At 72.6% G+C, this 19,068-nt stretch carries 19 protein-coding genes; 3 read left to right on the forward strand and 16 right to left on the reverse strand.

The window, feature by feature from the left end; genetic code table 11:
• Positions 1–176: 176 nt before the first annotated feature.
• Positions 177–1,883: an MDR family MFS transporter gene (locus AB7F12_RS09595; RefSeq protein WP_428502751.1), complete on the reverse strand. Its 1,707-nt coding sequence runs from the start codon at positions 1,881–1,883 to the stop codon at positions 177–179.
• 126 nt (positions 1,884–2,009) lie between these two features.
• Here AB7F12_RS09595 and AB7F12_RS09600 point away from each other — a divergent pair, with 126 nt between their 5' ends.
• Entirely contained in the window at positions 2,010–2,570 is a 561-nt protein-coding gene (locus AB7F12_RS09600) for a TetR/AcrR family transcriptional regulator (RefSeq protein WP_428502750.1), read from the forward strand.
• Position 2,571: 1 nt separating this feature from the next.
• On the opposite strand, the gene AB7F12_RS09605 is transcribed toward AB7F12_RS09600, so the two are convergent.
• On the reverse strand, positions 2,572–3,048 hold the full coding sequence (locus AB7F12_RS09605) for a MarR family winged helix-turn-helix transcriptional regulator (protein WP_428502749.1): 477 nt from the start codon (positions 3,046–3,048) through the stop codon (positions 2,572–2,574).
• Between the two features lie 77 nt (positions 3,049–3,125).
• Between AB7F12_RS09605 and AB7F12_RS09610 the strand changes: the two genes are divergently transcribed.
• Positions 3,126–3,950 carry an LLM class flavin-dependent oxidoreductase gene (locus AB7F12_RS09610; protein ID WP_428502748.1) on the forward strand — a complete coding sequence of 275 codons (825 nt, stop codon included), beginning with the start codon at positions 3,126–3,128 and terminating at the stop codon, positions 3,948–3,950.
• Between the two features lie 9 nt (positions 3,951–3,959).
• Here AB7F12_RS09610 and AB7F12_RS09615 read toward each other — a convergent pair whose 3' ends face one another.
• The 14 genes from AB7F12_RS09615 to AB7F12_RS09680 all read right to left on the reverse strand — a co-directional run bounded on the left by AB7F12_RS09615 (position 3,960) and on the right by AB7F12_RS09680 (position 17,918).
• Positions 3,960–5,654: an alpha/beta hydrolase gene (locus AB7F12_RS09615; RefSeq protein WP_428517200.1), complete on the reverse strand. Its 1,695-nt coding sequence runs from the start codon at positions 5,652–5,654 to the stop codon at positions 3,960–3,962.
• A gap of 213 nt (positions 5,655–5,867) precedes the next feature.
• Complete coding sequence (locus AB7F12_RS09620) at positions 5,868–6,776, reverse strand: TrmB family transcriptional regulator (RefSeq protein WP_428497244.1); 909 nt, start codon at positions 6,774–6,776, stop codon at positions 5,868–5,870.
• Positions 6,773–8,230 carry an FAD-dependent oxidoreductase gene (locus AB7F12_RS09625; protein ID WP_428497243.1) on the reverse strand — a complete coding sequence of 486 codons (1,458 nt, stop codon included), beginning with the start codon at positions 8,228–8,230 and terminating at the stop codon, positions 6,773–6,775. Before AB7F12_RS09625 ends, AB7F12_RS09620 begins: the two co-directional genes overlap by 4 nt.
• Complete coding sequence (locus AB7F12_RS09630; RefSeq protein WP_428497242.1) at positions 8,209–8,670, reverse strand: VOC family protein; 462 nt, start codon at positions 8,668–8,670, stop codon at positions 8,209–8,211. The genes AB7F12_RS09625 and AB7F12_RS09630 overlap by 22 nt, the downstream gene beginning before the upstream one ends.
• A 13-nt stretch (positions 8,671–8,683) precedes the next feature.
• Positions 8,684–9,445, reverse strand: a complete 762-nt coding sequence (locus AB7F12_RS09635) for an SDR family NAD(P)-dependent oxidoreductase (RefSeq protein WP_428497241.1) — start codon at positions 9,443–9,445, stop codon at positions 8,684–8,686.
• On the reverse strand, positions 9,442–10,242 hold the full coding sequence (locus tag AB7F12_RS09640) for an SDR family NAD(P)-dependent oxidoreductase (RefSeq protein ID WP_428497240.1): 801 nt from the start codon (positions 10,240–10,242) through the stop codon (positions 9,442–9,444). Before AB7F12_RS09640 ends, AB7F12_RS09635 begins: the two co-directional genes overlap by 4 nt.
• 25 nt (positions 10,243–10,267) lie before the next feature.
• On the reverse strand, positions 10,268–10,840 hold the full coding sequence (locus AB7F12_RS09645; RefSeq protein ID WP_428497239.1) for a hypothetical protein: 573 nt from the start codon (positions 10,838–10,840) through the stop codon (positions 10,268–10,270).
• Positions 10,841–10,864: 24 nt separating this feature from the next.
• Positions 10,865–11,569 carry an ABC transporter ATP-binding protein gene (locus AB7F12_RS09650; RefSeq protein WP_428497238.1) on the reverse strand — a complete coding sequence of 235 codons (705 nt, stop codon included), beginning with the start codon at positions 11,567–11,569 and terminating at the stop codon, positions 10,865–10,867.
• Entirely contained in the window at positions 11,553–12,383 is an 831-nt protein-coding gene (locus tag AB7F12_RS09655; protein ID WP_428497237.1) for an ABC transporter ATP-binding protein, read from the reverse strand. The genes AB7F12_RS09650 and AB7F12_RS09655 overlap by 17 nt, the downstream gene beginning before the upstream one ends.
• Positions 12,383–13,531: a branched-chain amino acid ABC transporter permease gene (locus AB7F12_RS09660; protein ID WP_428497236.1), complete on the reverse strand. Its 1,149-nt coding sequence runs from the start codon at positions 13,529–13,531 to the stop codon at positions 12,383–12,385. Before AB7F12_RS09660 ends, AB7F12_RS09655 begins: the two co-directional genes overlap by 1 nt.
• A complete protein-coding gene (locus AB7F12_RS09665) occupies positions 13,524–14,387 on the reverse strand; it encodes a branched-chain amino acid ABC transporter permease (protein ID WP_428497235.1) in 864 nt (287 codons plus the stop codon). The genes AB7F12_RS09660 and AB7F12_RS09665 overlap by 8 nt, the downstream gene beginning before the upstream one ends.
• A 64-nt stretch (positions 14,388–14,451) precedes the next feature.
• Positions 14,452–15,657, reverse strand: a complete 1,206-nt coding sequence (locus AB7F12_RS09670; protein WP_428517202.1) for an ABC transporter substrate-binding protein — start codon at positions 15,655–15,657, stop codon at positions 14,452–14,454.
• A 94-nt stretch (positions 15,658–15,751) separates the two neighbouring features.
• Positions 15,752–17,035, reverse strand: a complete 1,284-nt coding sequence (locus tag AB7F12_RS09675) for an alpha-hydroxy acid oxidase (protein WP_428497245.1) — start codon at positions 17,033–17,035, stop codon at positions 15,752–15,754.
• A gap of 109 nt (positions 17,036–17,144) precedes the next feature.
• A complete protein-coding gene (locus AB7F12_RS09680; RefSeq protein WP_428497233.1) occupies positions 17,145–17,918 on the reverse strand; it encodes a class II aldolase/adducin family protein in 774 nt (257 codons plus the stop codon).
• A 193-nt stretch (positions 17,919–18,111) separates the two neighbouring features.
• On the opposite strand from AB7F12_RS09680, the gene AB7F12_RS09685 reads away from it, so the two are divergent.
• Positions 18,112–19,056, forward strand: a complete 945-nt coding sequence (locus AB7F12_RS09685) for a ketopantoate reductase family protein (protein ID WP_428516754.1) — start codon at positions 18,112–18,114, stop codon at positions 19,054–19,056.
• Positions 19,057–19,068 lie beyond the last annotated feature (12 nt).

Here is a 19,068-nt window from a genome sequence, read left to right on the forward strand (position 1 = left end):
CTGGTTCACCAGGGCAACGTAGGTGGTGAACCGGTCAGGCTTGCGCCATCCCACATCTCGCCGGGCACTCGGGGCCATCGCAACCCTCCACGATCAAGGTGTTGCGACGACCCCGAGACACCACCCGGGCTGCGCGACCGTGCCGTTCGTGCGATCAGCCGGCGGTACCGCCGCGGTCAGCCCGCGGCGACCGCCTCGGGTGCGGGCGCCGCCGGGGTGCTCCCCCGCAACGTCACCTCGCGGATCACGAAGGCCGCGACGACCGCGACCAGCGCGACCCCGGCCGCCCACAGGAACGCCGTCGACACCCCCGAGGTGACCGCGGCGCGGAACGCCTCCTGCACCTGCACGGGCAGCCCGCTCAGCATCGCCGGGGTGAGCTGGCCCCCGCTGACCTGCGCACCCGCCGCAGCGCCGAGGCCGGCGGTGAGCGAGGACTGCAGGTGCTGGGCGTAGAGCGTGCCCAGCAGCGACACCCCGAGCGAGCCGCCGATCGTCCGGAACAGGGTGGCCGCACCGCTGGCGGCGCCCATGTCCTTGCGGTCGACGCTGTTCTGCACGACGAGCATCGTCGTCTGCATCAGAAAGCCCATCCCGACGCCGAGCACGACCATGAACAGCGAGCTGGTGAGCCGCGTGGTGTCGACGGCCAGCAGTGACAGCAGGCCGAGGCCGGCGGCCATCGCGAACGAGCCCGCGATCAGCAGGATCCGGTAGCGGCCGGTGCGGGTGACGAACTGCCCACCCGCGAGCGAGGTGACGAGCATGCCCGCCATCAGCGGCAGCAGGAGCAGCCCGCTGCTCGTCGCCGACGCGCCCTGGACGATCTGCTGGTACTGCGGCAGGAACGTCACCGCACCGAACATCGCGAAGCCGGTCAGGAACGTCAGCGCGACGGCGGGGGTGAAGTTCGGGGCCTTGAACAGCGCGAGCGGCAGGATCGGCTCGGCGACGCGGCGCTCGACCCGGACGAACCAGACGGTGGCGACGACGGCGAGCACCCCCAGCCCGATGATCTGCCACGAGCCCCACGGGTACTCGGTGCCGCCCCAGCTGGTGAGCAGGGTCAGCGCCGACACGGCGGCGGCCAGCAGGCCCGCACCGGCCCAGTCGATGGAGACCTGCGCACGGCGGCCCGGCAGCTTCATCGTGAACCAGATGACGACCAGGGCCAGCACGCCGAGCGGGATGTTGATGTAGAACGCCCAGCGCCAGCTCAGGTTGTCGGTGAGGAACCCGCCGAGCAGCGGGCCGCCGACGAACGCGATCGGCATGACCGCGGCCATCATTCCCTGGTAGCGGCCCCGCTCACGCGGTGGGACGAGGTCGCCGATGATCGCCATGGCGCCGACCATCAGGCCACCGGCGCCGAGGCCCTGGATGCCGCGGAACGCGATCAGCTCGCCCATGTTCTGTGCCAGCCCCGACAGCGCGGACCCGGCGAGGAACACGACGATCGAGACCATGAAGACGCCCTTGCGGCCGAACAGGTCACCGAGCTTGGCCCAGACCGGTGTCGCGACGGCGGTGGCGAGGGCGTAGGCGGTGACGACCCACGACAGGTGGGCCAGCCCGCCCAGCTCGCCGACGATCGTCGGCATCGCGGTGCCGACGATCATGTTGTCGAGCATCGCCAGCAGCATCGCGATCATCAGTCCGGACAGGACGGTGTAGATCTCGCGTCTGCTGCGTGGCGGGTCCTCCTCGGCGGGGGCCGTGGTCGCCACGTGGCGGCCCGGCCGTGTCTCCGTCTCCGTCTCCGTCGCCGTCGCCCGGGTCGTGGACGACATGGCCGGCGGGCCGCTGCCGGGCCCGGCGCGGTGCGTGCCGGCCCGCTGTGCCTCGCCCGGCGTGGCGGTCGCGGTCCCGGTCGCCTCGTTCATCTCGGTCCTCCCCCGGATGCATCTGCTCTTACTAGCCAGCCGGCTAGTAGGCTCTGGGAGGTAAGCTACGCCGACACTAGCCGGTCGGCAAGTAAGATGACGGCCATCACGGCCCGGAGGTGAGTGGTGACGGACGCACGACGCACGGACACCCGTGCGCAGATCCGCGCGGTGGCACTCGAGCTGTTCGCCGAACGCGGCTACGACGGCACGTCACTGCGCGAGATCGCGGAACGCCTGGGCATCACCAAGGCCGCGGTGTACTACCACTACAAGACCAAGGAGGAGATCGTCGGCGCCCTGTTCGACGACTTCCTCGCCGGGGTCGACGAGATCGTCGAGTGGGCACGCGGCGAGGGCCCGGGCCCCGGGACCCGCTCCGAGGTGATCCGCCGCTACCAGGGCCTGCTGGCCGGACCGTCGGCCGCGCAGGTCGCACGGCTCATGCAGGAGGGCCAGTCGTCACTGCGCGACGTCGCGGCGGCGAAGGACATGAAGGCGCGGTTCTTCGCGATGAGCCGCGCCGTCGTCGACCCCGACGCGTCGGCCGCCGACCAGATGCGCATGCGCCTGGCCGTCATCGCGCTGCACCTCGGGGCATTCATGGACCAGGAGAGCCTGCCGGTCTCGGCCGACGAACGGCAGGCCGCGGCGCTCGAGGTCGCACTGGAGCTCGCGGGAGCCTGACTCACGCGTGCCGGTAGCCGGGGTGCACCCCCGGCGTGAGGCCCTGCTCGTCGGCGATCCGCCCGAGCAGGACCCGCAGCGTCGCGCGCTCGCCGTCGTCGAGCGCCGCACACATCGCGTCGTCGTGTTCACGGCCGACGTCGGCGATGCGCTGCAACAACTTCTCCCCCGCCGCGGTGACGTGCAGGGCGTGCAGCCTGCGGTCCGCCGGGTTGCGCCTGCGCTCCACCAGACCCCGCTCGTCGAGCTGGTCGACGAGCGCGACGAGCCGGCTCGGCGGCGTCCCCAGGATCCCGGCGAGCGTCTGCTGCGACTGCCCCGGCGCGGCCGCGACCGCCCGTAGCAGCCCCGTCTGCGGCGGCGTCAGGTCGAGCGCACCGATCCGCTCGGCGAAGCGCATCGCGGCGTGCGCGCCGATCTGGGCGAGCAGGAACGCCGACCCGGGTCCGGGACCCGGCGGCGACACCTCGGTGGTCATGGCGGCACCGTATCAGTTGACAAACGATAGTCGTCGGAGAATCGTTCTGTGGTGTAACGATCTGACGAGGAGGAACCATGACCGGCACCTTCCGCTTCGGCGTCGTCGCCACACCGCAGGGCGACGGTGACTCCTGGTGTGCCACCGCCCGCCGCGTCGCCGGGCTCGGCTACTCGACCCTGCTGATGCCCGACGGGTTCGCGCTGCTCTCACCGTTCCCGTCGCTGGCCGTCGCCGCGACGGCGGCTCCCGACCTGCGCGTCGCGACCTTCGTCCTGGCCTCCCCGCTGCGCACGCCGATGGCCGCCGCCTGGGACGCGCACTCGATGACGGTGCTGACCGGCGGGCGCTTCGAGCTCGGCATCGGTACCGGCATCCCGGCGGCGAAGCAGTCGGCCGAGCGTCTCGGCATGCCCTACGGCAGCGCTGCCGAACGCCTGGCCCAGGTCGGGGCCACGATCGACCGCGTCCGCGAGCTCGACGGCGACGGACCGCGCACGCCCGTCCTCGTCGCCGCCGGCGGGCCCAGGTCCCGCGCGCTGGCCGCGGCCAAGGCCGACATCGTCACCCTCGCCGCAGGCCCGCTCGCGAACATCGACGAGATGGCCGCCATGGCCGACGACCTGCGCGCCCGGGCAGGCGACCGCGCCGGCGCCGTCGAACTGGCCATGAACATCTTCGTCGTCGGCGACGAGGTGCCGCCGTGGACGACGCAGTTCATGGGCGTCGACGCCGACGAGCTGATCGCCGCCGAGGCCCTCACGATGCTGCGCGGCACCCCGCAGCAGATGGCCGACGAGCTGCAGCGCCGCCGCGAGAAGATCGGCACCTCCTACATCAGCGTCAACGTCCAGTTCGTGGAGCAGTTCGCCCCGGTCGTCGAGCTGCTCGCGGGCAGCTGACCGCGCAGGTCAGCGGGGCGCGACGATCGCGCGCAGCTGGTCGGCCCGCTCCGGTGTCCAGTCGGGCGGGCGCAGCAGCAGCGCCCAGGCGTCGACGGACTCGGCCGTGTAGCGGTGACCGTGGCCCTCGGGGACCTCGGCGGCAGCGGGCATGTCGAGCGTGACCTGCCAGAACGTGACGATCGGCAGCCACGTCATCGACGGGAGCACGTCGCGCCCGCGCGGCTCGGCGAGCCAGTCGGGCCGGCTGAACAGCAGCCGCGGGCTCCACCACGTGATCGGGTCCGACGGGTGCTGCAGGATCAACGTCCGCGAACCGGCCCACGGTGCGGCGACGGGCGGGGCCCCGGCGGCGACGTCGGTGCTGAACCGGACCGTACGGCCGTCGCGGTAGACGGGCTCGACCTCGCGGCTGCCGGGATCGCGGTCGTCACGGAACTCGGTGTGCAGGGCGTTGAAGTTGGGCGGGCCGACGAACAGGGCGCCCGAGGTGCGGTTGCGCAGGTCGGCCTCACCGCTGAACGCCGCCTCCGCCCCGAACGACCCCAGGCTCTCCCCGAAGACGTAGAGCTGCGGACGACGATCCACCGGCAGCGAGGCCCACCTCCCGTAGACGGCGTCGAACAGTGCCCGGCCCGCGGCCCGCGCCCGGGAGGCGTCGACGAGGTAGGAGAAGCCCGACGGCACGAACGAGTACTGGAGGGCGACGATCGCGGAGTCGCCGCCCGCGACGTACTCGAACGACGACATCGCGCCCGCGTCCAGCCAGCCCTGCCCCGTGGTGGTGGCGACGAGCAGCCGCGCCCGGTCGAACGCACCGGCCCGTTCGAGGTCGGCGACGGCGAGCGCGGCGCGGGCCTCGGCGGTGTCGGCGGAGTCGACACCGGCGTAGACGCGGATCGGGTCGGCGGCGCGGGTGCCGGTGAAGGCGGCGATGTCGGCGGCCGACGGCCCGCCCGCGACGAAGATGCGCCCCTCCCGGCCGAGCGAGTCCCAGCTGATCAGCGACTCGGAGCCGCCGGAGCGCAGGTCGGAGGTGGGGCGGGTGACCCCGTCGGGGGTGACGTCGTTGGCGGCGGCGAAGGCGCGGTCGGTGGCGGTGAAGAAGCTGTCGAGGGCGAGCCCGCTGACGAGGTACACCACCACCGCACCGACGAGGAGCCCGCCCAGCGCCCGGGCGCCGCGGCGGCCCATCCAGCGCGAGAGCAACCGGCCGGTGCCGCGCCCCAGCAGGAACAGCAGCCGGCACACCGCCAGCAGGACGACGAAGGCGACGACGGCGACCGGCACCGCCAGCAGGCTCTCCCCCCACCCCTGCGCCGGGAGGCCCATCAGCTCCCGGAGCCGGCCCTGCCAGAGCCGGCCCGCGACCACCGCCGCCGCGACGGCGAGCACGGCCACGACGGCGAACACGACCGCCGACGCCCGCCGGGCCCGGCGCGGGTCGCGCCCGGCGAAGGCCCGCCACACGACGGCGACGAGGACGCCGATCCCGTAACCGAGGATCGCGCCGATGCCCGCGACCGCGCCCTGCAGGAGCCCGGTGCGCGGCAGCAGCGACGGGGTGAACGACAGGCACGCGAGGATCAGCGCACCCCACAGCCCGGGCAGGCTCGGCGCGAACCACCGCCGCACCGGGCGCCCGGGGTCGTCGTCGTCGGCGGCGACCACCTCGTCCGGCGGCGCCTCGCGGGTCGTGGTCACGACGACACCCTCGCCGTCGACGGTGACGGTGACGGTGCACCGGGCGACGGCATCGTCGGCAGCGACATCCGACGGACGATAACGGTGTTCGGGCCCGCGGAGAACAGCTCGACGGCTCCCGCCGCGGACCCGTCGGGGTCGAGGGGTGGCGGGTCCGGGCGCGGCGGGTCGACCGTGGCCGGCACCGGCCCGCTCGACCCCGGCGGGAGGCGGTCAGGCGCTGCGGCCCCGGCGGCGGCCGCCACGGCGCGGGCCGGTGGGACGGTCCCCCTCGGTCCCCCCCGCGCGCAGGGCGCTGGCGGCGAAACCGTGGTCGGAGCGCAGCCGTGTGATGTCGTCGTCGGTGCTCCAGAAGCTGGCGACCTCGTCGGCGGGGAACCGGGCGGCCACGAGCTGCATGGCGATGTCGTGACGGACGTACTCGACCGCGACCAGGACGACGGCGGGGTTGTCGGAGAAGATGCCCCACGCGTCGGAGTCGACGAACCCGCCGATGACGCATTCGCGGCGGTCGGCGACGGCCACGAACAGCCGGCAGCCCAGGTTCTCCAGCACCACCGCGGGCGGGGAGAGCGTGTGCTCGTAGGCGTGGCCGGGCAGGTCCTCGTCGTCGCCGTAGGTGAGCGTGGTGACGGCGACGCCGCGGGCGTCGGCGTCGCGGACCAGGCCCGCGAGCTCCGTGCCCTCCTGGGGCCAGGTGGACAGGAACAGGTCGTGCCGGGCCCCGGACACGACGTCGCCCGCGCGTTCGAGCAGCGGTTCGCGGCCGGTGAGGTTGTGGATCAGGTGTACCCGTGCAGGCGGCGCGATCGAGGGCAGTGCGGCGCGCAGCGCGCCGAGGGTCGACTCGTAACGGCGACCGAGCCGGTCGATCAGCGACGCGGGCGGCAGCGGCAGGTAGGTGACGGTGTCGTCGTGGGTGCGGACCTCGTAGGTCGCGCCGCTGGCGGTGAGCTTGCCGAGCGTCTCGTAGACGGTGCTGCGCGGCACGCCGGAACGCTTCGCGACCTCGTAGCCGTTGAGCGGCTCCCCCGCGGCGACCAGCGCGAGGTAGGCCTTGGCCTCGTACATCGACATGCCCAGCTCCTGGAGCTGGGCGACGACACCATCGGGAACCGTCATCGGTCGGCCAGGTGCACGAGCGCGATCTTCGTGTCCAGCTTGGTCGGCAGGAACGCACCCTGGACGCTGTGGCGCACCGTCGTGTCGGACTCGCCGCGGGCCGCGGCCCGCCCGGCGAGGCGGCCGAGGGTGAAGCCGCCGGAGATGCGGGTGCCGCCCAGCTCCGCGGTCCCGCCGAGCCCGCCGAGGCAGTCCCCCGCCGCGTACAGCCCGGGGATCGGGGCCCCGAACACGTCGATGACCTGCAACGACTGCGTGGCCCGGAAGCCACCGGAGACGAAGTTGACCCCGACCACCATGGGGATCGCGGTGAACGGCGCGGTCGCGCAGGTGCGCCGGTCGGGCGGCATGACGACGCGCCCGGTCAGCGGATCACGGGCGGCGTCGGTGGCGAGGAAGGCGTTCCAGCCCTCGACGGTCGCCTCCAGCGCCGTGCGCGGCACTCCGATCGCATCCGCGAGCGAGCCGAGGGTCGGCGCCTGCACCGCAGGCTCGGGCATCTGCCCGATCAGCGTCGCCTTCTCCCGGGCGACGACGTCGTCGACGACGTACCAGCCGCGCCGGCCGGGCTGGGCCAGCAGCGCCTCGACGCGCTCCTCGTAGACACCGGCCTCGTCGTGGAACCGCTCGCCGGACCCGTTGACCGCGATCGCGTCCTCCACCAGCGACGACGACACGATCACCAGCGGTGGCACGAACGTCATGTTGACCAGGTCGCCGCCGACGGCCTGGCCCATGAGGTGGCCGTCGCCGCGGCAGGTGTCGACCCCGAGGTAGGGCCCGCGGGCGAGGAAGTTCGGCTGGTAGCGCTGCCGCAGCTCGGGGTTGGACTGGTAGCCGCCGGTCGCGAGGACCACGCCGCCGCGGGCGGTGATCGACACCGTGCCGCCGGGGCCGTCGGCCAGGACGCCGGTGACCCGGCCGCCGTCGGTGCGCAGCCGGCGCGCGGTCGTCGCGAACAGGGTCCGGACGTTGGGCAGGGCGAAGTCGGGTTCGAACGCCGCGGAGAACATCCACGGGTCGACGACGGCGGCCATCCGGTCGACGGTGTGCTGCTTCGGGCGTGGGATGAAGCGGCTGAACCGCACGCCGCGGGCGGTGAGGATGTCGTAGGTCTCGGCGCTCTCGCGGCCGAACAGCCGCACCAAATCCTCGTCGACGACCATGCCGTAGCCCTCGGCGGCCTCGGCCGTCATCCGCGCGGCGTCGGCGACGAAGGTCTCGACGTCGTCGGCCAGCCCCTGCTCGGCCTGCATCGCCGAGCACACGAACGTCAGGTAGCCGGTGGACCAGACGCAGTTGCCGCCGATGTGGTCCAGCGCCTCGACGGCGACCACGTCGGCCCCTTCGGCGGCGGCCGCCGCGACGGCGGCCATCCCGGCCGGCCCCGTCCCGAGGACGACGACGTCGCAGGTCAGCTCGTCGGCCGAGGTCACGACGAGCCCTCGATCCACGCCATCAGCTCCGGCTTGACGGCCTCGTCGACCAGCTCCAGCCACGGCCCGCCGCCGGGGGCGCGCACGTAGGCGAAGCGGACGGGGTCGCCCGAGTCGTCGACGGCGTGCACGACCTGGGTGGCGCCGGCCTCGCGCAGCGCGGCGACGCGCCCGGGGAGGTCGGCCTCCCAGTAGCCGAGGTGGTCGAGCCTGGCCCCGCCGTGGGCGGCACCGGACCAGATGCCGCCGCGCACGTCCTGGATCAGCTCGACGTAGGGCGGGCCGGGACGGGAGTACGCGGCCAGGAGCTCGATCTCGACGATCGTCGGGTCGTCGTGCACCCGGACCTTCAGGTGCCGCGGCCGGATCTCCGACCAGGTCCGGCCGGCCGTGGCCGACAGTGCCGCCATCGCCTTCTCGATGTCGTCGACGACGTAGCCGACGTGGTAGAGCTCCATCTCGGAAGGCCTTTCAGTCGTTCGTGACGCCGAGCGACAGTCCGCCGTCGATCGTCAGGATGCTGCCGGTGGCCCACTCCGCCTCGGCGAGGTAGAGGACGGCCTCCGCCACCTCCTCGGTGGTGCCGATCCGGCCGATCGCGTGCGCCGCCGCCAGCCCCTTGAGCCGCTCCTGGGCCTGCTCGGGGGTGCCGAGACCGGCCCGCTCGTTGATCTCGGTGTAGACGCCGCCGGGGCGGATGCAGTTGATCCGGACGCCCTGCGGGCCCAGCTCGGCGGCCAGCACACCGGTCAGCGCCTCGAGCGCGCCCTTGGTCGCGGCGTACGGGGAGGCGCCGGGGAACGCGCGCTGGGTGTGCACCGACCCGAAGACCACGACCGAGCCGGACCGCTCCCGCAGCGCGGGCATCGCGAGCCCGGTCAGCTGCACCGGGCCGACGACGTTGGCGTGGTAGAGCTCGAGCATCTGCTGCTCGTCGAGCTCGTCGATCTTCCCGCGGTACATGTTGCCCGCGGCGTTGACGAGCGTGTCCAGCCCGCCGCCGTGCTCGATCGCGGCGGCCAGCATCCGCTCGCGGTCGGCGGGGACGGTGACGTCCCCCGCGACGGCGATGCACCCGGGCCCGATGTCGTCGGCGACCTTGCGGATCTTGTCCTCGCGGCGGCCGCTGATCGTCACGCGCGCGCCGCGGGCGGTGAACAGCCGCGCCACGCCTTCACCGATTCCGCTGCCACCGCCGGTGACCAGCACCGACGTCCCGGCGACCTGCTTCACGAGACCTCCTGCGTCGGGCCGGGGCCCTCGGCCCCGACCGAGTCGACCGACTTCGGGCGCGCCATCCGCGCCAGTGCGGCGACCGTGATGCCGCCGTCGACGGCGATGGTCTGCCCGGTGATGTACGCGGCGGCGGGCGAGGCCAGGAACATGACGGCGTCGGCGACCTGCTCGGCCGTGCCCAGCTCGCCGAGGGGCACCTGCCCCTGCCGGAGCGCGCGGATCTCCGGGTCGGCGTAGATGGCGTCGGACATGCCGGCGTTGATCAGGCCCGGGGCCACGCAGTTGACACGCACCCCCGTCGCCGCCCACTCCAGCGCCATCTGCTCGGTCAGCCGGATGACCGCGGCCTTCGTCGCGGTGTAGGCGCCCCCGTTGGGGGCGGCGGCGATCCCGTTGATCGACGAGATGTTGACGACGGCCCCGCCCCCACGCATGCGGGTGGCACCGTGGCGGGCGACGATGAACGTGCCGGTGAGGTTGACGTCGAGCGCGGCCTTCCAGTCGGCGACCGACAGCGTCGCGAGCGGGCCGAAGCGGACCAGGCCGGCGTTGTTGACCACGAGCGACGGCGGCCCGTCGAGGGCCTCGAACCCGGCGACGACGGACTCCTCGGAGGCCACGTCGACACGTCGGGCGGTGGCGGCGTCACCGATCGCCGACGCGGTGGCCGCGGCGGCCGCCTCGTCGATGTCCCAGCAGGCGACGCGGTAGCCGGCCTTGCCGGCGTGGCGGGCGATGACGGCACCGATGCCGCTGCCCGCGCCGGTGACGACGGCCGTCGCTACGGCACTCATGGCTTCTCCTCGATACGACGAACGTTCACTGCGCGACCGTGACCTGCCAGGTGCAGGTCTGTTCCGGGGTGTCGGGCGGGGTGACCGTCCAGGCCCCGTGGGCGTGGCTCTCGATGCTGCGGATGCAGCGCGCGCAGTAGCGCGGGTGGCCGCCGGGGACGCCGGGCACCTCGCCCTCGGCGACCATCGCGACGTCGGGGTTCTCACGCCAGTAGTGCCCGCCGCTGCCGCAGGCGTGCCGGAACGTCGTGGTCGGCCCGGCCGAGGAGACCGTGCCGACCGATCCGTGCGCCCGCAGCAGCGCCGCGATCTCCGCCGGGTCGACGGCGGCGCCGGAGCCGACGAGGTCGTCGATGCTGACGGTCGTCTCGCCGATCATCCGGGTGATGACGTCGTTCACGGCGTGCTCACCGCCCGTCGCGTCGGCGGCGACGTCGATGAGCTGCACGATCAGTGCGATGAGCCGGTCGTGCAGCCCGCGCCAGCGGGCGTGTTCGGCCTCGACCAGTTCCAGGACGCGCGGGTCGACCGGTGGGTCGAGCGCGCGCAGCTGGTCGGGCAGCTGCAGCAGGTGCAGCTCCCCTGTGTCCCCCGTCATCCGTCCCCCTCGGGTGTACCGCGGTCAGCGCAGGTAGGAGCTCACCAGCTCGTCGGAGGCCAGCAGCTCGTCGGAGTTGCGGGTCAGCTCGTTGCGCCCGCCGCGCAGGATGTAGGTGCGGTCCGAGACGCGCAGCGCGGCGGCCTGCTGCTCGACGACCAGCAGCGTCACGCCGTGATCGCGCAGGTCGCGCACGACGTCGAACAGGTCCCGCACGATGCGCGGCGCGAGGCCGAACGACAGCTCGTCGATGAGCAGCAGCCGGGGCTGGCTCATCAGCGCGCGGCCGAGCGCGAGCATCTGCTGCTGCCCGCCCGACAGCGACGACGCCGACTGGTCGAGGCGGCCCGCGAGCTCCGGGAACAACTCGAGGACGCGGTCGCGGTCGGCCTTCGCGGCGGAGCCCTGCACGCGGCGGGCGGCGAGCCCCAGGTCGAGGTTCTCCCCCACGGTGAGCGTCTGGAAGATGCCGCGGCCCTCGGGCAGCTGGCAGAGCCCGAGGCCCGCCCGCTTGTTGGGGGGCAGCTTGCCGAGGTCCTTGCCGTCGAAGGTGATGCGGCCAGACCACAGCGGCAGCACCCCCGACAGCAGGCGCATCAGCGACGTCTTCCCGGTGCCGTTGGGCCCGAGGACGGTGACGATCTCACCCTCTTCGACGTGCAGCGACACCCCGTGCAGGACCTCCAGACCGCCGTAGCCGGTCCGGGCATCGTCAATCTCCAGCAGCAACGTCGGCTCCCAGGTAGGCCTCGACGACGACGGGGTCGCGCAGGACGTCTGCGGGCGGTCCGTTCTGGATGATCCGCCCGAAGTGCAGCACCGCGGCCGTGGGACACAGCCGGGTGATGAGCTCGAGATCGTGCTCGATGATCATGACGGCGGCCTCGGGCCGCTCCGCCAGCCAGCCGTTGAGGCCGTCGACGAGCCGGTCGACGTCCTCGGCACCGAGACCGGCGGCGGGTTCGTCGAGCAGCAGCAGGGAGGGGTCGTTGAGCAGGCCCCGGGCGACCTCGATGATCTTCTGGCTGCCGATCGGGAACTGGTTCGCCGCCCGGTCGGGGTGCTCGCCGAGGCCGAAGATACCCAGCAGCTCGCGGGCGCGGGCGCGCTGGTCCTTCTCGTCGCGGCGGGCGGCGGGGACACCGAACAGCTCGGCGATGTGCCCGTGCCGGTGATGGCGGCCGCCACCGACCATCACGTTCTCGACCGCCGACAGGTTCGGGATCAGCCGCGGGGTCTGGAAGGTGCGGGAGACGCCGAGCCGGGCGACCTTGTCGGGCCGCAGGCCGATGACGCTCTCCCCACGCAGGCGCACGTCGCCGGCGTCGGGCTTGAGGTAGCCGGAGACGACGTTGAGGCAGGTCGTCTTGCCGGCGCCGTTGGGGCCGATGAGCCCGGTGAACCCGGGGCGCACCGCGAGGTTCACGCCCTCCAGCACGGAGTTGCCGCCGAAGGACTTGTCGACCCCGTCGAACTCGACGACCGGCGTGGCCTCCCGCGACGGGGTGGCCGTGTCGCCGGCGCCGACGGTCTCGGTGGACATCACGCGTCCTCCTTCGCAGCGGTGCCCGGCGCAGAGGTCTCCGCCACGGCGGTCGCCGGTGCGGCGGTGCCCTCGGTACCGGGGACCGGCGTCGCGGGCTTGCGCCGCAACAGTGCCGCCCCGAACCGGGAGTCGCGGACGGTACGGAACAGCGAGGTGAGCCCGCCCGGCAGCAGCGCGATCACGACCATCAGGACGAGGCCGTAGGCGATGGCCTGCTGGTCGCCGAGGTCCTGGAAGAACTCGATGATGACGACGGCGAACGCCGCGCCCACCAGCGGGCCCCACAGCGACCCGGCGCCACCGACGAAGACCATGACCAGCATCGGGACCAGCAGGTTCATGTGGAACATGGCCGGGAAGATGAACGTCTGCAGCTGGGAGTACAGCGTGCCGGCGACGGCGGCGATGAACCCGGACAGCCCGAACGCGACGAGTCGGTAGCGCAGCACCGACACCCCGAGCGAGCCGGTGAGCGGCCCGAGGTCGCGCACCGCCTGCAGGGTGCGGCCGAAGCGGCCGAGCAGGGCCCGGCGGGTGAGGAAGAACGTCAGCGCGGCGACGACGACGATCGCGAAGTAGGTCGAGGCGCTGCCGGTGATGCCGGGCAGCGTCCAGACCTGGACGTTCATACCCGCGCCGCCGCCGGTGATCGGCCGTGCGAACACCAGCAGCTCGACGATCGCCATGCCGAGCGCGAGCGTCGCGATGGCGAGGAAGAAGCCCTTCATCCGGACGGCCGGGAACCCGATGACCACCGCGAGCAGGGCGGCCACGGCACCCGCGAGCGGGATCGTGATCAGGAACGGGATCCCCTGCTTGACGATGACCGCGCTCCCGTAGGCGCCGAGTGCGAACAACGCCGCGTGGGCGAGCCCGATCTGGCCCGACCAGCCCACGAGCAGGTTGAACCCGACGGTCGAGATCGCGTAGACGAGCGTGAGGCTCAGGACGAACACCAGGTAGGTGTTGGCGACGAACGGCACCGTGAACAGGAGCAGCAGGGCGACGATCGCGACGATGCCCTTGCGCAGGCCCGAGCCGTGCCCGCCCTCGTCGGCGGCGCCGGCGTTGGCCCGGATCCCGGCCGCGACGGCGGCCGGCCCGGGGGTCGGGGCGCTCGCGAGCACCTCGGTCGAGTCAGACATCGCGCAACCTCACTCCCTTGGTGAATCCGTCGGGGCGCAGGACCAGGACCAGGAACACGACCAGCAGCGCGACGGAGAACTGCGCCGCGGTCGACATGTAGGTGCCGACGAACTGCTGGATGACTCCCAGGATCAGGCCGCCGACGAAGGTGCCGATCAGCGACGTGAAGCCGCCCATCGTGGCGGCGACGAAGCCGTAGATGATCAACGAGGTCGGCGAGATCGTCGAGACGAGCGACGACTGCGCCTGCAGCATGACGGTGACCGCGGCGATCAGGCCGCCGATGCCCCACGCGATGGCCGACAGCCGGCCCGCGTTGACACCGATCAGCCGTGCGGTCGCCCGGTTCTCGGCGACGGCGCGCATCTGCGCCCCGGTCGGCGACCGGAAGAACATCGTGATCGCGACGGCGCCGACGAGCCCGACGACGATCGACACGATCTGCGAGACGCCGATCGACACACCGCCGCCGACGCCCACCGATACACCCGACCAGGGTGCGGGGAAGCTGCGGGGGTCGTGGCCCCAGATCAGGCCGACGACCGCGTTGAGCGCGAGCGAGAGGCCGATCGTCATCAGCAGCAACGGGAAGTGCCCGTACTTCGACAGCCTGCGCATGAGCCCGGCGTCGATGACCACCCCGAGTGCGATGCCGACGACGAGTGTCGCGAGCACGGTGATCCAGAACGGCAACCCCGCCGCGGCGAGGGAGATCCCGACGTAGGTGGCGACGAGCCCCATCTCCGCCATGGCGAAGTTGGGGACGTCGGCAGCTTTCATGACGACGACGATGGCCAGGCCGAGCAGGGCGAACCAGCTTCCGGACTCCAGCCCGCTGACGATGGTCTGCAGCACGTTTTCTCTCCTTCCTGCTCGGCCCGGCCCGTCAGGACCGGGTCATTTCCCGGGGTGGTGCGGATCAGATGGGGGCCATGAACTCCTGCTCGACGACCCACTTACCACCGGTGTACTTCGCGATACCGGCCTGCCTGGCGCAGGTGTGTCCGTCGGGCAGCGGTCCGCACTCGATGTCCGGGATCGACCCGAGCTTGATCGGGTCGGACTTGAGGCCCTCGGCGGTCTTCTGGAAGTTCGCGTAGGAGACGTCGTCACCCATGCGCTTGACCAGCTCACCGAACGCCTGGACGAAGCTGTAGGTCTGCAGCGAGAACCCGCTCTCGGCCTGCAGCTTGCCGCTCTTCTTCGCCAGCTCACGCCAGTGCTCGACGGCGGGGTTGTCGGTGGAGACGGTGTCGGCCTGCATGCCGCCGAGGAAGCCCTCGGCCGCCTCGCCCGCCGGGCCGACGGTCGACGGGCCGCCGGTGCCGCCGGCGCCCTGGTCGGCGAAGACCATTCCGGTGAAGCCCTGCGCCCGCAGCTGCTTGAGGATCAGCGCGGTCGAGGTGTTGTCCTCGGCGAGCAGCACGGCGTCGGGCTTGGCCGCGACGACCTTGTTGACCGCGGAGCTGACCTCGGTGCTGCCGGTGGCCGTGGTCTCGTCGGCGACGAGCTGCATGTCCGGGTGCTTGGGCAGCTGCGCGTCGAGCGCCTGCTTGGCCGAGACACCGAGGTCGTTGTCCTGCTTGATGACCGCGAGGCGCTTGGCGCCCTTCTTGGCGAAGTAGTCGATCGCGACCGCGCCCTGCGCGGCGCGGGTGGCGCTGAGCAGGTAGACCTCGGCCTGCTTCGGGTCGGCCGGGGAGATCGGGCCCCACATCGGCGTCTTGCTCTCGGCGAGGAACTGCCAGGTCCCGGGCAGGCCCTGCGAGCCCGCGGGGGCGACGATCGCGTAGACGTTCTCCTGCGAGACCAGGCGCCGGACGTTGGTGACGACGCGGTCGGGAGTGAAGCCGTCGTCGAGGATGACCGCCGTGACCTTGCGGCCACCGATGCCGCCGTTGGCGTTGATCTCGTCGACGGCGATCTCGATGCCGGCCTGCAGGCCCTGCCCCGACACCGCCGCGGTGCCGGTGATCGGCAGCGTGGCGCCGATCGTGATCTGGTCGGCCGTGATCCCCGGCGGGGTCTCACCTCCCCCGGCGCCCGAGCTGCTCGAGACGTTTCCACATGCGGTCGCGAGCAGCGCGGTGACGGCCGCTGCCGCAAACAGGAGGGGCTTACGCATCATCGGGGTTCCTCCGGCTGGGAGTGGTGCACGGACGTGTGACGCCCGCAACTCCGCGGAAATGTAGGGGTCACAAAGAAGCGTCGTCAAGAAGCTAACGACGATTGCGATGTTCACGATTTGGAGACGGAGCCGCCGCGTCGCCCGCGAACGGGTCGCGGAGGGCTGCGGCGGCGCGCGGCCACGGGCCGACGACGGACCGGTCGAGCGCCCCGACGCCCGGCCGTCCGACGAGAGCGAGTGTGCGGTCGATCTCGTCGCGCAGGATCGCGAGCGCCCGCTCGACACCCGCGGTGCCGCCCGCGGCGAGCCCGTAGACCCAGGGCCGGCCCACGAGACAGGCCCTGGCGCCCAGCGCGAGCGCCTTGACCACGTCCCCGCCGCGGCGGATGCCGCCGTCGAGGAGCACGTCGACGTCGGCGGGTACGGCGTCGACGACCTCGGGCAGCACGTCGAGCGCGGCGGGCACCGAGTCGGCCTGCCTGCCACCGTGGTTCGACACCGCGATCGCCCCGCAGCCGACGTCGACGGCGCGTTTGGCGTCCTCGCCGGTCATGACGCCCTTGAGCACCACCGGTCCGCCCCAGCGCTCGATCATCCACTCGAGGTCGCGCCACGTGTGCGCCGGGTTGAGCAGCCCGTTGGTGTAGACGGCCAGGCCCGTCGTGCCCTTGGCCTCGGTCATGAGTCCGGTGAAGTTCGCGAACGTCGGCCTCGGGTGGCTCAGCAACCCTGCGAGCCAGCCCGGATGGCGCACCAGGTCCCAGCCCGTACGCGGGTTGACCTGCGGCGGGACGGTGAGCCCGTTGCGCAGGTCCTTCTCCCGCGCGCCGACGACCGGCACGTCGACGGTCACGACCATCGCCCCGAACCCGAGGTCGCGCGCGCGGGCGATGATGTTCTCGACGGTCGAGCGGTCGCCCCAGGGGTAGAGCTGGAACCACTGCGGCGAGTCCACCGAGGCGGCCACGTCCTCGATGGAGACGCTCGATCCGGAGCTCGTCACCGACACCGTGCCGAACGCATGCGCCGCGGCGGCCGAGGCGAGCTCGCCCTCGTGGGAGACCATCCGCATGAGCCCGGTCGGGCCCAGGATGACCGGCATCTCCAGGCGCCTGCCGAGCACCGTGACGGCCTGTGGCCGCTCGGAGACGTCGACGAGCACCCGTGGCCGCAACGCCACCCGGTCGAACGCCGCCTCGTTCTCGGTGACGGTCAGCTCGTCCTCGGCACCGCCGTCGACGAAATCGAAGACCATGCGCGGCAACCGCTTGCGCGCCGCGCGGCGTAGATCGGCGACCGTGATCGCGGCGGCGGCCCGCCGGGCCCGAAGGCCCGTCGGACGACCCGTCCCGCGTCCGTCTCCTGCCACGTCCATCCCTCCGGTCGCGGGCACGCCGCGACGGTCACGACGGCCCGCCGGAGCTCCCGTCGGAAAGCTCCCCGGGCGTCGTGACCGTCGTGACCCGACCGACGACGCTTGGTTGTCAGTCCTGCTTGAGTGTGGCGAAGAGGTCCGGATCGCTACGCAGGAGACGGCGGTAGTTCGCGATCCACATCTGCTCGCGGAACTCGTTCTTGAGGTACGCGCCGCGGTAGCTCTCGGCGATCCGGCGGTCGAGCTGCTTGCCGTTCACCGCCATGGCCGCCAGCTGGTAGCCGGCGCACATCTCCATGATCAGCGCCTCCATGGTGACCCGCTCGAGCGTGTCGCCCACGTGCAGCGAGCCGTGGTGGCCCATGAGCAGGGCCTTCTTCCCGCCGAGCTGCGCGACCATGAGGTCGCCCTCCTCGGACGGGACGAGGTTCGGGTCGTCGGTCCACGGGACGACCTCGTCGAGCAGCAGCGAGGCGTAGTCGTAGTACATGCCGAAGGGCTCACCCGTGGTGCTCAGCACCGACATGTTCTTCGCGTGCGTGTGGATCACGCAGTTGACGTCCGGGCGCGCCAGGTAGATGGACGCGTGGAAGTTGATGCCGGGCGAGGCGGGCAGCGTGCCCTGCTCGATGACCTTCAGGTCGAACCCGACCTTGCTGACGTGCTCGGGCAGGGTCTCGTCGAAGTACTGGAAGGGCGTGACGAGGAAGGCCTGCTCGCCGGGAACCCGCACGCTCACGTGGCCGCCGACCTGACTGTCCAGTCCTTCGCGGTGGAGGATCCGGCGCGCCGCGGCGATCTGGAACCGCGGGTCGCTCTCGCTGACGACGGCGGTCACGCCCGTCGCGGTGGTCGGCGCCTTCTCGCTCTCGGTGAGACTCATCGCTTCCTCCGGTCCGGGACGCCACCTCCGGCCTGGGCGGCGTCGCCTGACCGGAAGGCTAGCCCGGCCCGTAGCTGCGGCGCTAGGGTTCTAGTGACGCTTTTATGGTCAGGGTTTGCACCGGACCGGGCTCCCGGAATCCGAGGGGCGCTGCTACGGGTCGCGACGCCGCGACCGACCGGAGGGAGTCGCGATGACGGGACGTATCGGGGTACTGGGGGCGGGCGGGGTGGGCTCCGCCTACGCCGCCCAGCTGGCCCGTGCGGGAGCCGACGTGGTGCTCGTCGGACGCGGCAGCGCCCACGTCCGGGCACTCGCCGCCGGACCGTTGCAGGTCGACCCGCCCGGCGGCGACCCGTGGAAGGTCGACGTCCCCGTCGCCGCCCGCACCACCGACGTCGCGCCCGGGTCGCTCGACGTCCTGCTGCTGCTCACCAAGTCCTACGACCTCGGTGCGGCCGCCGCCTCTGCCGCCCACGTCCTCGCACCCGACGGCGTCGCGGTCCCGCTGCAGAACGGGCTGGGCACCGACGCGCTGGTCGCCGACGTGTTCGGCGAGGAACGCACGCTCGTGGGCACCACGACGGTCGGCGCGGCGCTGGCCGAGCCGGGCCGGATCACCGTCTCGGTGTCGACGGCCGCCGGCGCCTCACGCACCGACCTCGGCCGGATGGGCCGTGGCCGTGCCCCGCTGGAGCGCGGCGCCGCCGTCGCGGCCGCCCTGCAGGCGGCCGGCCTCGGCGCGGAGGCGGTCCCGAAGGTCGACACCCTGATCTGGAACAAGCTGGCGCTGGCGTCGATGAGCCCGCTGAGCGCGGTCCCGCGCGTCACCGTCGCGACCGTGTGGAACAGCCCCGAGGGCCGCGACCTGGCCGAGCGCATGGTCGCCGAGGTCGTCGCGGTGGCCCACGCCGAGGGCGTCGAGCTCGACCGCGAGGCGGCGCTGGCCCACGCCCGCTCGGTCTGGGCCGGCACCGGGGAGCACTACACGTCGATGTGCACCGACGTCCGCAACGGCCGCCGCACCGAGCTGTCAGGGATGGCCGCGGCCGTCGCGCGGCTCGCCGACGCACACGGCATCCCGGTGCCCGTCCACACGACGGTGCTCGGCCTGCTCGCCCTCGCCGGTGTGCAGTGACGCCGAGCACCC

The organism is Pseudonocardia sp., from assembly GCF_050250275.1.
Taxonomy (GTDB): Bacteria; Actinomycetota; Actinomycetes; order Mycobacteriales; family Pseudonocardiaceae; genus Pseudonocardia.

What these genes read in the sequence shown, in the direction of transcription:
- AB7F12_RS09595 (WP_428502751.1), bottom strand. Translation starts at nt 1,883, where the DNA reads ATGAACGAGGCGACCGGGACCGCGACCGCCACGCCGGGCGAGGCACAG.
- AB7F12_RS09605 (WP_428502749.1), bottom strand. Translation starts at nt 3,048, where the DNA reads ATGACCACCGAGGTGTCGCCGCCGGGTCCCGGACCCGGGTCGGCGTTC.
- AB7F12_RS09610 (WP_428502748.1), top strand. Translation starts at nt 3,126, where the DNA reads ATGACCGGCACCTTCCGCTTCGGCGTCGTCGCCACACCGCAGGGCGAC.
- AB7F12_RS09620 (WP_428497244.1), bottom strand. Translation starts at nt 6,776, where the DNA reads ATGACGGTTCCCGATGGTGTCGTCGCCCAGCTCCAGGAGCTGGGCATG.
- AB7F12_RS09630 (WP_428497242.1), bottom strand. Translation starts at nt 8,670, where the DNA reads ATGGAGCTCTACCACGTCGGCTACGTCGTCGACGACATCGAGAAGGCG.
- AB7F12_RS09640 (WP_428497240.1), bottom strand. Translation starts at nt 10,242, where the DNA reads ATGAGTGCCGTAGCGACGGCCGTCGTCACCGGCGCGGGCAGCGGCATC.
- AB7F12_RS09645 (WP_428497239.1), bottom strand. Translation starts at nt 10,840, where the DNA reads ATGACGGGGGACACAGGGGAGCTGCACCTGCTGCAGCTGCCCGACCAG.
- AB7F12_RS09655 (WP_428497237.1), bottom strand. Translation starts at nt 12,383, where the DNA reads ATGTCCACCGAGACCGTCGGCGCCGGCGACACGGCCACCCCGTCGCGG.
- AB7F12_RS09660 (WP_428497236.1), bottom strand. Translation starts at nt 13,531, where the DNA reads ATGTCTGACTCGACCGAGGTGCTCGCGAGCGCCCCGACCCCCGGGCCG.
- AB7F12_RS09670 (WP_428517202.1), bottom strand. Translation starts at nt 15,657, where the DNA reads ATGCGTAAGCCCCTCCTGTTTGCGGCAGCGGCCGTCACCGCGCTGCTC.
- AB7F12_RS09675 (WP_428497245.1), bottom strand. Translation starts at nt 17,035, where the DNA reads ATGGACGTGGCAGGAGACGGACGCGGGACGGGTCGTCCGACGGGCCTT.
- AB7F12_RS09680 (WP_428497233.1), bottom strand. Translation starts at nt 17,918, where the DNA reads ATGAGTCTCACCGAGAGCGAGAAGGCGCCGACCACCGCGACGGGCGTG.
- AB7F12_RS09685 (WP_428516754.1), top strand. Translation starts at nt 18,112, where the DNA reads ATGACGGGACGTATCGGGGTACTGGGGGCGGGCGGGGTGGGCTCCGCC.